At 67.2% G+C, this 12283-nt stretch carries 13 protein-coding genes; 11 read left to right on the top strand and 2 right to left on the bottom strand.

Features of this window, described 5'->3' with window-relative positions; genetic code table 11:
- On the top strand, positions 1 to 359 hold a 359-nt coding region (locus tag FOF48_RS35915; RefSeq protein WP_221938266.1), incomplete at its 5' end, for a DUF3892 domain-containing protein.
- 58 nt (positions 360 to 417) lie between these two features.
- Here FOF48_RS35915 and FOF48_RS35910 read toward each other — a convergent pair.
- On the bottom strand, positions 418 to 2703 hold the full coding sequence (locus FOF48_RS35910; RefSeq protein WP_143909497.1) for a VapE domain-containing protein: 2286 nt from the start codon (positions 2701 to 2703) through the stop codon (positions 418 to 420).
- A 706-nt stretch (positions 2704 to 3409) separates the two neighbouring features.
- Between FOF48_RS35910 and FOF48_RS35905 the strand changes: the two genes are divergently transcribed.
- The 5 genes from FOF48_RS35905 to FOF48_RS35885 all read left to right on the top strand — a co-directional run bounded on the left by FOF48_RS35905 (position 3410) and on the right by FOF48_RS35885 (position 7700).
- Entirely contained in the window at positions 3410 to 4075 is a 666-nt protein-coding gene (locus tag FOF48_RS35905) for a sigma-70 family RNA polymerase sigma factor (protein WP_186002217.1), read from the top strand.
- Positions 4075 to 4386 (top strand): hypothetical protein, encoded by a 312-nt coding sequence (locus FOF48_RS35900; RefSeq protein ID WP_143909493.1) that lies wholly within the window; start codon positions 4075 to 4077, stop codon positions 4384 to 4386. The genes FOF48_RS35905 and FOF48_RS35900 overlap by 1 nt, the downstream gene beginning before the upstream one ends.
- Before the next feature lie 155 nt (positions 4387 to 4541).
- On the top strand, positions 4542 to 4997 hold the full coding sequence (locus FOF48_RS35895; protein WP_143909491.1) for a hypothetical protein: 456 nt from the start codon (positions 4542 to 4544) through the stop codon (positions 4995 to 4997).
- Positions 4987 to 6396 (top strand): terminase large subunit domain-containing protein, encoded by a 1410-nt coding sequence (locus FOF48_RS35890; protein WP_143909489.1) that lies wholly within the window; start codon positions 4987 to 4989, stop codon positions 6394 to 6396. Before FOF48_RS35895 ends, FOF48_RS35890 begins: the two co-directional genes overlap by 11 nt.
- 38 nt (positions 6397 to 6434) lie before the next feature.
- Positions 6435 to 7700 (top strand): phage portal protein, encoded by a 1266-nt coding sequence (locus tag FOF48_RS35885; protein ID WP_255443060.1) that lies wholly within the window; start codon positions 6435 to 6437, stop codon positions 7698 to 7700.
- A gap of 90 nt (positions 7701 to 7790) precedes the next feature.
- On the opposite strand, the gene FOF48_RS35880 is transcribed toward FOF48_RS35885, so the two are convergent.
- Entirely contained in the window at positions 7791 to 8540 is a 750-nt protein-coding gene (locus FOF48_RS35880; RefSeq protein ID WP_143909485.1) for a restriction endonuclease, read from the bottom strand.
- A 259-nt stretch (positions 8541 to 8799) separates the two neighbouring features.
- On the opposite strand from FOF48_RS35880, the gene FOF48_RS35875 reads away from it, so the two are divergent.
- From FOF48_RS35875 to FOF48_RS35855, 5 genes are read left to right on the top strand one after another with little or no spacing between them, the layout of a single operon-like run.
- A complete protein-coding gene (locus FOF48_RS35875; RefSeq protein ID WP_143909483.1) occupies positions 8800 to 9486 on the top strand; it encodes an HK97 family phage prohead protease in 687 nt (228 codons plus the stop codon).
- Positions 9483 to 10703: a phage major capsid protein gene (locus FOF48_RS35870; RefSeq protein ID WP_143909481.1), complete on the top strand. Its 1221-nt coding sequence runs from the start codon at positions 9483 to 9485 to the stop codon at positions 10701 to 10703. Before FOF48_RS35875 ends, FOF48_RS35870 begins: the two co-directional genes overlap by 4 nt.
- A 28-nt stretch (positions 10704 to 10731) precedes the next feature.
- Positions 10732 to 11166, top strand: a complete 435-nt coding sequence (locus tag FOF48_RS35865; RefSeq protein WP_143909478.1) for a hypothetical protein — start codon at positions 10732 to 10734, stop codon at positions 11164 to 11166.
- Positions 11167 to 11170: 4 nt separating this feature from the next.
- Entirely contained in the window at positions 11171 to 11830 is a 660-nt protein-coding gene (locus tag FOF48_RS35860) for a hypothetical protein (protein ID WP_143909476.1), read from the top strand.
- Complete coding sequence (locus tag FOF48_RS35855) at positions 11830 to 12153, top strand: hypothetical protein (protein WP_143909474.1); 324 nt, start codon at positions 11830 to 11832, stop codon at positions 12151 to 12153. The genes FOF48_RS35860 and FOF48_RS35855 overlap by 1 nt, the downstream gene beginning before the upstream one ends.
- Positions 12154 to 12283: the final 130 nt, after the last annotated feature.

The raw sequence follows: 12283 nt of genomic DNA, 5'->3' as shown, positions 1-12283 counted from the left end.
TTCGACATGCACCCCAGGGTCCACCGCGCCGACGCCTCACTCAACGCCTCTCAGCACGTCGTTGGCCGGACGGATACGAGGAGGGCGCAGTGCCGGAGTTGCGAGTTACGTGCATCAAGAGGGATGAGAGACAGGGCACCGACTATGAAGTCATCACGGCAGTTGGTGGGCCTGGAGGGTGGAAGAAGACGGTCCCGGAGGTCATTGCCGCCATCGCGGCGGGGAACTCATTCTACGTGCAGGTCGGGGCGAACAAGGTGTCCGTGTCCGCATACCCGGCAAGCAACCCGAGGTACATTCGGACGACCCCGGATAGTACCAGGAGGGACAACCTTCTCTCGCTGCCGGACTGCCCGTAGAAGGCAAGTTGCTGAGAGGGGCAGTCGGGAGCATCGCCGACTGCCTCCTCCTCGTGATTCAGGTTCGGTGCATGGGTACGGCGACCGATGGTGGCATGTACGGTTGCCGCGCCTCCTGATTCGCGGTTAGCAAGTCCTCCGGCGTGCGGTACATGCGAGGCCTGCGCCCGTCCGCACTCCGGCGCTGGTGCTTGGTGAAGCCGAGCGCGACGAGGCAGGTGCCCACCTCCGTGGACGCGCGATGGTCCACCTGTGCGACGGGCATGCCCAGCGCGTCTGTGGCCACCTGGAGAATGGACACCTCGGCGGGCCGCCGCTCCTTCGGCGTGCGCAGAAACCACTGGACGATGGCTTCCCCGCGACCGTCACCCGCGCCCTCGGCGCGAAGCGCCGCCTGGGCCTCGGCGCGCTGGGCATCCTCCTCGGACAGCCACCAGGGCTCGCCCCGCTGGAGGAGCACCACGGCCTCCGCCCAGAGCTGGTTCCTGTCCTGGCGCAGCGCCTCGATGTCGATGTGGGTGCAGTGCACCGGCCAGTAGCGGCGGTGCCCCGTTGGGTCCTTCAGGTAGGCGTCGTCATTCGTGGTGCCGACGAAGATGCAGCGCCGGGGCGTCTTCACGTTGGCGCGCCCGTAGGGGGGCCGGTACGTGTCCTCGGTGCGGCTGATGAAGCCCTTGAAGGGTTGGTTTTCCGCACGGCGCAGCGTGGAGAGTTCCGCCAACTCGATGAACCAGAACTGGGACGCCAACATGGCCGAGTCCTTGTTGTGGACGTCGATGGGCGCGTCGCTGAACCAGTCTCCAGCCAGGACGCGCAGCGCCGTGGACTTCCGCAGCCCCTGGGGCCCCTCCAGGATGAGGACGGTGTCCACCTTGCAGCCCGGCCGCAGCGCCCGCGCCACGGCGCCGATGGCGAACTTCTCGCCGATGGTGCGCAGGTGGGCGACGTCTCCCTCGGCGCCAAAGTAGCGCGCGAGCATGCCCGCGAGGCGCGGCACCCCGTCCCACTCCAGCGCTTGGAGGTAGTCGGCGACAGGGTCGTAACGGTTGCGCTTGGCCACGGCGAGAATCTGCGGCGCGACGACGGCGGCCTTGGGCTGGAGGCCCAGGCGCCCGTACTCGCTTTGCTGGAGCCAGTTGGCGATTTCGACGTCGAGCGTCTCCGGGTCGAGGCCTGGAGGCAGCGGACCGCCCACCACCTCCAGGCGCTTGCTGACTTCGTTGAAGCGCAGCACGCCCCGCCACTCCGGGGACGACAGCAGGACGGTGAAGACGTTGGCCTCGCAGTTGCGGAGGCGGCTGTCGCCCTTGCTGCTGATGTCCATGATGAGGTTGCGGCCCCATGCCTCCGGGTCCTCCTCGCCTTCCTCCGGGGCCAGGCCGGGGGCCTGGGCGGTTGGAGGGCGGGTGCCGAGCGCACGCCAGATGGCCTCATTCTCCGCGAGCCGCTTCGCGTCGGCCTCCGTGCGGCGGGCCCGGTGGCGGCGCAGCTTGAGGCGAGCCTGCTCGCGCAGGTGCTCCGTGCCCTCGCCCCAGTCCGTGGCCGCGAAGCAGTCGCGGAACAGCTCCAGGACGACGTCTTCGGGCGTCTCCAGGGGCAGGACGAAGGCGCAGCAGCTCATCAGCGTGTTGAGGGTGGTGTCCTGGGCGCCGCGCTCGGCGAGGGGCTCACCCGCGAGGGTGCGGCGGATGAGCTCCCGGTGCTCGGGCTTGCGGACGCGGCGCAGGAGGGCCCGCAAGTCGAAGAGATCCGCTGCCGCGCCCATGGTGGCTGGCGCGGACTGGGAGGGGGCGCGCGAATGCACGAGGAGCGCGTCCACGTCGAGGGCGTGGCCTTCGCGCGTCCAGGCGACGGTGGGGTGCTCCCCGGAGTGATTCGGCAGGAAGTACATGCGCCCCAAGTCTTTGGTGCTCGGGTCCGCCGGCAGGTCGAGGAGGCGCACGGCGGCGGCGCGCACCGCTGGCCACTCGGAGCGCAGGGCGGGGCGAGTCAGCGGCACGACGACACGCAGGCTGTTGTTCCCCGGGCGGTGTCCGTGGGTGGAATGGACTGCCGCCGCGTACCCGTCGAGTCGCTGGGGCAGGGCCGAGAGTCCCTCGTCGGAGAGCCCGTCCAGGTCGAAGACGGCCGCCGTGACGGCACGGACGTGCTCACTGCGGCGAATGGGGCCGATGTCCACCGGGGCCCAGCCTCGCTGCTCCAGCTTCACTGGGCACTTGTGGCCGACGCATGGGGCGCAGGCCGACACGGTGTGCGTGGTGAGAAGCCGCTTCAACTCCTCCCAGGTGACGTCCTGGGGTTTGGGCTGGGTGTCCGTGACGGTGTCGAAGAAGGCAATCAGCATGAGGCCTCCTCGGACGCGCGCGCGGGTCGGCCGAGCGGGGCGGGGGCGGCAGGGTTGGGCGGGAATCGGGCATGCGATGGAGTCACACCCCTTCAATGGGGGCACGTTCTTGCCGTGACGCGGAGAAGGCTGCTGTGCCCGGCATGGCACTCCCTCTTCCCCTTCTCCTAGAACCCTTAGAGAGATGAGGTAGGAATATAGGAGAAGGAGGAATACACGCGCGCGAAGGGATATCCCACATCATCGCGCGTAAGAGTTGGGAGGGCCGTTTCTGGGTTGTGAATGCCTGTGCCGCCCATGGCCTCGCACAAACTCTCAACCACTCGCCGGGGTTGCCCCCATTGAAGGGGGGAATGGCTACGACTGCTCAAATCCCCGAGTCCGTGAAACAGCTTGTCAGTGCGACGGCCCGCACGGCGTCCCGTGGCGCCCGCCTTCACCCGGTGCGGAGGGGGACCGAACCCCCGGGCGCGAGCCGCGCGCCGTCTCGGCATGTCTCACGAAACGGGTGTTTCACTCCGCGAGGGAGGGATTCCGCAGAGTGTGACATGGCTGGCGTCTTGCTTGGGGCCGCGAGCGCTGTCGTTGGGATGACAGTGGTTTTCTCATCGCATGGGAGGCACGGGGGATGATGCGACGACGGGTGTCGAAGGACGAGCCGCATGTTTCACGGGGAGCTGTGTCGCGGGAATGCCCGGACGCCTTGGTGAGCGAGATTCGCTCGGCGGGCGAATCCGCGCGGGCTCGGCGGCTGACGGAAGCGCTGTTGCGCCTCATGGAGCCCCAGCTGCGCCAACAGGCGCGCCGCTACGAGAAGCTGCGCGGCTCGGTGCAGGAGGATGACCTCGTGCAGGTGGCCCTCCTGGAAGTCCTCAAGGCCATCAGCACCTACCGTCCGGAGAAGCGCGGCAAGCAGACCTTCTCGACGTGGGTGGCGTGGCGGGCCCGGCGCGCCATCACGGACCAGATTCGGATGCACAGCGCGGACGTGCGCCCCTCGGACGCCGCGCAGCGCGGGCGCAAGGGGCAGGGGAAGGCGCCAAGGGCGTCCCCGTTGGTGAGTCGCGATGACCCGTCCGAGGCGCTGCCGTGCTCGTTGACGAAGATGCACGACGCGGCCCTGGCGCTGGAGGCGGCCACCATCGAGGACCTCTTCATGCTGCGCGAGGAGTGCGCCCGACTGCGGCACGAGGTGCTGAAGCTGGCCCCCAAGCTGCGGAAGCTGGTGTCGCGCGTCCACGGCCTCGGGAGGGAGTCGCGCAGCGTTCGGCAGGTGGCCCTGGAGTGGAACGAGCCGCGAGGTCAGCTGGACGCCATGTTGGCCCGCGCCCACGAGCAGCTTCGCGAGCGTCTGGCGGGGAAGGCGCGCTGATGCCCGTCCTGGTGGCACAGCGTGGCGGGCCTTGTGCCGCGTGCGGCGCGCTCGTGCTGAAGGGCGAGCGCATCGACTACACGCTTGGGACGGGGCCGCGTCACCTCGCGTGCGCGGACAGGCTACCGGAGCTGCGGCGCAACCAGCACGCCGCGCCTTGCGTCCTGTGCGGCGTCCAGGTGCCGAGGGGCGCCGGAGCCCTGTCCGTGACGGAAACGTGCGAGGGCGGGGCGTATACGCGGCGCTGGGCGGTGTCCTGCGCGGACTTCCTGGCCTGCCATGAGCGCATCGCGTCGGCGTCCAGCACATAGCCCCCCCGGGTCCAGATTTGGGACGGTCGTCCCTTTCCTGCCTTGCTCGGCGGGCCCCCACGCTCGGAAAATCTTGAGAAAAACGCGGCCCTGTCGCGATGTGTGCGGCCCGACGCGGAAAACATGTGCAGATGTTGCCCCCATTGAAAGGGGGAATGGCACCTCCCACCAAGCTGACACCTGAGTTGCAGGCCGAGATTTGCGGCCACCTGGAGCGCGGCCTCTTCCGCCGCGCCGTGGCCGGACTCGTCGGCGTCAACGAGCACACCCTCTCGCGATGGTTCCACCGGGGCGCGGGCGAGGAGCGGGGCCGCTTCCACGACTTCTTCCTCGCGGTGAGCGCCGCCGAAGCGCGCTTCATGCAGTCGGCCACGGACATGCTGATGGCGGCTGCCTCGCACAACCCCAAGCACGTCCAGTGGCTTCTGTCGCGGCGCTTCCCCGAGTTGTACGGGCGGAGGGACAACGTCGAGGAGAAGGCGCCCGAGGACAAGGCCGCAGACGAGGTGGCCCTGCGTGAGCTGCTGATGGAGCGGCTGGGCCGATTCCTTCCGGACGCCCCCGAGGCCACGCCGGACACCAGCGGTGCTGGAGGCGACGATGCGCCGTGACGCCTTCGGCTTCTCGGGGATGCTGGAGAAGCTCTCTCCGGACGAGTCCCCAGCCGAGTACCTGGTGAAGCACGCGGGCACGCGCCAGGGCCTCGCGCGCCTCTTCGGGAAGCTCACCCATCCCGAGGTGGAGACCCTCGTTCATGACTTGGACTTCTGGGCGCGGCGCGAGCAGGTGCCGCCCACGTCGTTCTCCACCTGCTTCATCATGGCGGGTCGGGGCTTCGGGAAGACCTGGAGCGGTGCCCGGTGGGTGATTCAGAAGGCCCGCGAGGCGAAGACGATTGGCGCCCTCATCGGCCCCACGGCGGCCGACGTGCGCGACACCATGATTCGCGGCTCCAGCGGCATCCTGGCCCTGTCCCCTCCGTGGTTCATGCCGGTGTATGAGCCCAGCAAGCGCCGGGTGACGTGGCCCAACGGCGTCTACGCCATCTGCTACTCGGCGGATAAGCCGGACCGGCTGCGCGGCCCCAACTGCGGCTGGGCCTGGGGCGATGAGCCGGCGTCCTGGAAGCACGAGATGGCGGCCCTCGACCAACTCCCCATGGTGCTGCGCATCGGCAGCGCCACGCACCCGCCCCAACTGCTGCTGACCGGGACGCCCCGCCCGCTGAAGAAGCTGGAGGATCTTCTCTTCGCGGATGCGGAGGCGAAGACACTGCGGCCGGGCGTCGTGCTCCGGACGGGCTCCTCCCTGGCCAACCGCGCGAACCTCGCCCCCAGTGCCGTGGCCACCATGCGGGCCCTCATGAACACGCGCTGGGGCCAGCAGGAGGTGCTGGGCCGACTGCTGATGGACGTGCCCGGCGCCATCTTCGGCTCGGCGAAGTGGGGCCGCGTGGAGGCGGATGCCCACGAGTACGCGCGGGGCCTGGATCGACGCATCGTGTCTGTGGACCCGGCGCCCACCAGCGAGACGGGCTCGGACGAGACGGGCATCGTCGTCCAGGGCGTGAGAAGCAGCCCGCTTGCCGGGACGGAGGGCGCGCCCCTCAAGCGCATCTCCGTGCTCAAGGACGCGAGCCTCCGGGGCTCACCGCGTGAGTGGGCCGCAGCCGCGATCCGCGAGTACCTGGCCTTCGGCTGCGATGCCCTGGTGGCGGAGGTGAACTCGGGTGGGGAGATGGTGGAGACGACCATCCAGACCGTGGCCTCGGAGATGGGCGTCCAGGTGAACGTAAAGCCAGTGCGTGCGCGGGAAGCGAAGTCGAAGCGCGCCGAGCCGGTGAGCGCCCTGGCGGAGACGGGGCGGATTGAGCTGGTGGGCAGCTTCCCGAAGCTGGAGGCGCAGCTCGCCAAATTCAGCGGCATCAACGGCCGCCGCGATGACCGGGTGGACGCTCTGCTGTGGGGTGCCCACGAGCTGGTGTTCGCGGATTCCTTCTTCTGCTTGTGAGGCGCACCTTGGGACTGTGGGAGCGGATGAAGTCGGCGGTGAGTAGTCCTCCGCGACAGGGGACAGGGCTGGAGCTGGCGCGCTGGCAGCAGGCGCCGCCGCGCCGGGGCACGGCGCAACTGCTGGCGGCGTACCGCGAGATGCCCTGGCTCCGCGCGGTCGTGGACGTGGTCGCGGATTCCGTGGCCGGGGTGAACTGGCGCGTGTACCGCCGCGTCTCGCGGGAGGGCCACCCGGTGAAGGACTACGCCCTTCGCAGCGCGACGCGCGAGGTCCGCGCCATGCGGTTGAAGTCCATGCTGGACGCGGGGGAAGTCCAGGAGGTGCCGGACCATCCCATTCTGCGGATGCTCGCCGACCCCAACGACTACTTGACGGGCCGCTCCGTCACGAAGCTGGTGCAGGTGTACCTGGACCTCGTCGGCGAGGCCTTCCTAGTGCTGGAGCGCGTGGCGGGCTTCCCGGTGGGATTCTGGCCGGTCCCCCCGAACCTTGTCATCCGCCTACCCGCGATGGACGTGCCGCGCGAGCAGCGGACCTTCACCGTCGCGGTGGGCGGCGTGACACGGGAGGTTCCAGCAGCGGACGTGCTCCACCTGCGCAACCTGGACCCGGAGGATCCGCTCGGTCGCGGTGTCGGCCCGGCCTTCGCGCTGGGGGATGAGCTGGACACGGACGAGTTCGTGGCGCGGTTCCTGCGCGCGTCCTTCTGGAACAACATGCTGCCGCCAGCCATCGCGTCGATTGAGGGCCTGACAGATGCGAACAGCGCGGGTGCGAAGGCATTCAAGGAATCCCTGGCGCGCGAGCACCAGGGCCCGGACAAGGCGGGTAAACTGCTCCTCACCAGCGGGCGGGTGACGTTCGCGCGCCTGGACACGAGCTTCCGCGACATGCAACTGGTAGAGCTGCGGAAGTTCCTGATGAACTTCGTGCGGATGACGTACCGGGTGCCGCCCGAAATCGTGGGCGACATCTCCAGCTCCAACAAGGCGACGGCCTTCGCGGCGCGGGAGAATCTCGCCGAGCAGGCGACGCTCCCCCGCATGGAGTTCCTGCGAACCGAGTACCAGATGCGGTTGATGCCGATCCTTGGCGATGCGGAGGCCATCCTCGACTACGACAGCCCTGTGCCGGCGGACCGCGAGCACCAGCTCCGCGTCATGAGCACCATGCCGGAGGCCTTCAGCTACACAGAGTGGCGCGAGCTGGCGGGTTTCAAGCCGGACCCGAACCGTCAGGGCTACCCATTGCCGATGCCGGGGCAAGTGCGGAATGGCCCTCCAATGCAGGTGGTGGAATGAGTGGGCTTTGCTTGTGGAGTCGAGTGAGACTGGCCGCTATTGAGCTGGGGCCATCTGAACTCTGTGTTGACGAGGCCTCTGCAACCTGAGCTATTTTTTGTGTCGGTTAATCCATTCAATTACGCTGTCGTAATCAGCCAGGGATATTCGGTATTTCAGATTCGGGGACTTCGCTAGTTTCTTGGCGTCCCTTGTGAAGAATGACGTAGTGGCGAGGATTCCACGAGTGGCACAATCGGCCTCTACAACTCCGTAAAGGCTTCGCACCAAGCCGACGTCCACCTTGTGTGTGTGCGAAAATCGTTTACATTCAATGAGCGTCAGGATTTTCCCTGTAGGGTCATTCCTGGATGCAAGAACGTCTCGTCCTCCGTCCCGCGATACTGAAGTCAGCCTTACGCTATATCCCATTCCGGAAAAGAGTTCCGCAATGAGCTCTTCGAATTTTCGAGGCGTGAGCTTGTAGATATCTCCGGGATACACGGAGAGGTGGCTTATTATTTCGCTTATCGTCGTTGTTATTGGATTTAGAATCCTGCTTGGCGTTTCCGGATTTCCTGTGTCTCTGGAGTGTGTGTTTTCTTCTTCGGCAATGAGCGCCTGGAAGTTGACGGTGTATTTGGGGAGATCGTGGAGGCGCTTGATGGCCGCGCGAACCGAAGCGTCGTCTGCTTTAATTGTTGTTCTTAATGATTTCCCCAATGACAAGGCAAGTTTTTCGAGGGACGGGAATCCTGCTATGGGCATGTTGTGGGCAATGTTGGAAATTCCGACCGTTGGCTTGGTCGATGAAGGGCTTTTGGTTTTGGCGTCGCTTCTGTGGGCTTTTTTAGGGGGCATTGCCTTGTCGGGTGGGAGTGATAAACGAGGGATGGGGAGTGGTTAGATATTGCCTGCGGGTGGACGTCCGTCCAATGTGGCCATCATTCCGTGTGGTCGATGAGAATGCCAGGACTGGCCACACTCTGAGCAATCCCCTCATTTGAAGTTTCCCCTCGGAGAACCCGTGAGCGGACGAGCAGGCGGTCTCGGAGGGAGAAATGAAAATGAGTGGATGCTTCAGGGCCAGCGCCAGAAGTTGCCCCCATTGAAGAGGTGAATGCACAAGCCTCTTCAGAGAACCCGCCGCCTCGTCGCCCAGAAGGACGCCCCCTCCCCAGTTGAGGGCCGGCCGAAGGTCTTCACCTTCCGCGCGAATGATGGGGACTTCGACAGATATTCCGACCGCCTGTCCGTCCAGGGCTGGCGGCTGGACGCCTACGCCGCGAACCCCGTCGTCCTCTACATGCACGATGACGGATCCGGAGGACTGCTCGGCGCCGGCCGCACCGACGTGCTGCCCATCGGCAAGGGCCTCGCCTACGTCCAGGGGGATGCCCTGCTGGTGGACATCGAGTTTGACCAGGACGACGAGTTTGCCCGGCGCGTCGAGCGCAAGGTGGAGAAGGGCATCCTCAACGCGGTGAGCGTGCGCTACCGCATGCTGCGCTACCACGAGAACGAGCGCGGCGGCTTCGACTGCGACGAGCAGGAGCTTCTCGAAATCTCCGTCGTCACGATTCCCGGCAACCAGCGCGCGGTGCGGCTGAAGAAGCACGCCGACGAGCGCGCCACCCTCATCCGCGACATCGCCCAGGCGGTGGTGAAAGCACTGGGCCGCAAGTCGCGGAAGAAGCGCAAGGCCGCGCCACCCGCTGCCTCCCCCTCCCTGACCGAGTCCGACACCCACGCCCTTGCCGCTCACACGGCGCGGGCCCTCTTGCAGCACCTCCAGGAGAAAGCATGACCCCCGAAGAGATGAAGGAGATGGCGAAGACGTTGGGCCCGCTTGTGGCCTCGCAGTTGGTGGAGCAGTCCAAGGGACACCGGGACGGGTACGCCCCCCTCCTGGCCCCCAAGGCGGATGCGGCACCCGAGGAGCCCCGACGCGCGCCGATTACCGGCAAGCACATGACAGAGGGCACGGGCCTGAACCTCATCCGCTTCGTGAAGGCGAAGGCCGTCGCGCGCATGGAAGGCCGCAACGTGGTGGACGTCCTCAAGGGCTGGGGAGACGAGGTGGTGAGCAAGGCCCTCTCCCAGGGCAATTACTCCGGCCTCGGTTCCCTGGTGCACCCGTCGTTCGCCTCCGAGTTCATCGAGCTGCTGCGCAACAAGGCCGTGGTGCGGCAGGCCGGCGCCCGCGTCATCCCCATCGGCGCCTCGCTCACCTTCGACAGGCAGTCCAGCACGGGCACGGCCTTCTACGGAGGGGAGACGTCCGCCATTCAGGAGTCGGAGCCGGGAACGGACTCCGTCTCCCTCTCGGAGAAGAAGCTCACGGCGCTGACGGCCGTCCCCAACGACCTCATCCGCAACGCCTCCATCAACGCGGAGGAGTTCATCCGCAACGACTTGCTCAACGTCATGGCGCTGCGGGAGGACGCGGCCTTCCTCCGGGGCAGCGGCACGCAGCTGGAGCCCCGAGGCATCCGCAACCAGCTGGACGCGGCCCACGTCTACGCGGAGACGGTGGCCACGGCGGGAGCGCCCACGCTGCTGGAGATGAAGAAGGAGCTGAACAAGGCGAAGCGGAAGCTGAAGAAGGCCAACGTGCCCATGGTGCAGCCCGTGTGGCTGATGGCCCCGGGCGCGGAGACGGCCATCCTGGATGCGGTGGGCCCTGGCGGCGAGGGCTACAACGCCCTGGAGCGGGAGATGGTGGAGCACGGGACGCTGCGCGGCCTGCCCTTCTTCGTCTCCAACCAGATTCCCGAGACGCTCGGCGCGGGCAATGCCCGCTCGGAGCTCTACCTCGTGGACATGTCCGAGGTGCTCATCGGCGAGTCCATGGCGCTGGAAATCGAAGTCTTCCCCAACGGCGCCTTCACGCGCGGCGGGCAGTTGGTGTCCGGCATCTCCACGGACCAGACAGTGCTGCGCGCCATCACCAAGCACGACCTGGCCATGCGCCACCGGCAGTCCGGCGTCGTGGTGAAGGACCTGAGCTGGGGCAGCAACTGACCGGGGCCACGCCCCACGAAAGGACACCATGAGCGCACCGCACATCAGTCACATTGGCGCCTTCATTGCCGCACGCCTGGGCACCTCGCCCGCCGCGACGCCCGCAGGAACTCGCCAGGGGCAGGGCTACGATCGGCTTGTCTTGGGCGAGAGCTGCGTCCTCGTCGCGGCCACGGGCGCGGTGATGGGCGACCCCACCGCGCAGGGCTACGACGTGAAGCTCCAGCACTCCAGCGACAATGGAGCGGATGACGCCTGGACGGACTACGTGCCTACCGGGCTGGGTTCGGCCTCCGTGCAGCTGGCTGCGGCGAACGCTTTCGCGGAGAAGGACGTGGACCTCGGCGCGGCGAAGCGGTTCATCCGCGTGGCGGAGGCCACGACGCTAACGGGCGGGACATCGCCCAGCCTCCAGGCGTGCGCTTTCGTCGTCTTCGGCGGCGCAATGACGCTGCCGGTGTGACGCCATGGCGCATCCTGCTGACTTGTGCCTGCCTGCCACCGTGGCGGATGACCTGGGCGTGGCGGTGACGCCGCGCCTGGAATCCCTCGTCACGGCGGCGAGCCGGGCTGTGGCTGGGTACTGCGGCCGGGTCTTCGAGTACGGCCCGGGGCTCGTGGAGTACCCGGCTGGCTACGGGCGCCCATTGCTGCTGCTGGAGCGCCCGCCCGTTGTCCTGGTAGTGGGCGTCTGGGAGGGCGGTGCCTTCGTGCCGTCCGAGGAGTACGAAGCCCACGGGAAGCTAGCGGATGCCGGCATGCTGTACCGCAGGCGCGGCGTGTGGCGGGCAACGGCGCGCTCGGGCGGGCTGGTAGTGGAGGCGGTGGACAGCTTCCAGGGCGGCGAGGATGGCATCCGCGTCGTCTACGACGGGGGCTTCGTGACGCCTGGACAGCGGGCCCTGGACGCCTCGCGCGTGGTTGCGCTGCCAGAGGACGTGCAAGAGGCCACTATCCTCACTGCGGTGCAGCTGTACCGCTCGCGTGGCATCGACGCGATGGTGGCCAGTGAGTCCATCGGGGATTGGTCCGTGAGCTACTTCGCCGCGAAGGCGGAGGGGAAGAGTCCCATTCCCGGAGCCGCGCAGGCGTTGCTCGCGCCCTACGTCATTCACCGGGTGAGCTGATGGCTTCGCCTTCTGACACCTTCCGCCAGACCATTACCTATGCCGTGCTGACGAGACGCGACGCCTACGGCAAGCCGACGCTCGGGCCCCAGGCGACGGCACGGGCTCGCGTGCAGCCATCCCGGCGTCTCATCCGTGACGCCAACGGTAATGAGCATCTGGCCGCGCATGTCGTCTATACGGATGCGCCTGTCACCCTACAGCACCGTGTTTGGCTCCCGGGGGAGGACGTAGCGGACTTCAACCATGCTCGGCGCCCGGTCGCGGTGGACGAGAGCGTGGATGGTGTGGGTGTCGTACGTTTTCGGAAGGTGTGGTTCTGATGCGGGACATCGCTTCTGCGCTTGCCGAGTTGCTTGAAGGTACGGGGCTGGGGCCCCCTGTGTCAGGGAAGTTGTCGCCTCGGCTGAGCGGCCGGGATGACCACGCCCTGGGGGCGAGAGCAGGCAGGAC

This window comes from Corallococcus sp. Z5C101001, assembly GCF_007352635.1.
GTDB lineage: Bacteria > Myxococcota > Myxococcia > Myxococcales > Myxococcaceae > Corallococcus > Corallococcus silvisoli.
Note: the sequence above shows the minus strand (reverse complement) of the source record. Positions and strands in the feature narration are given on the sequence as shown.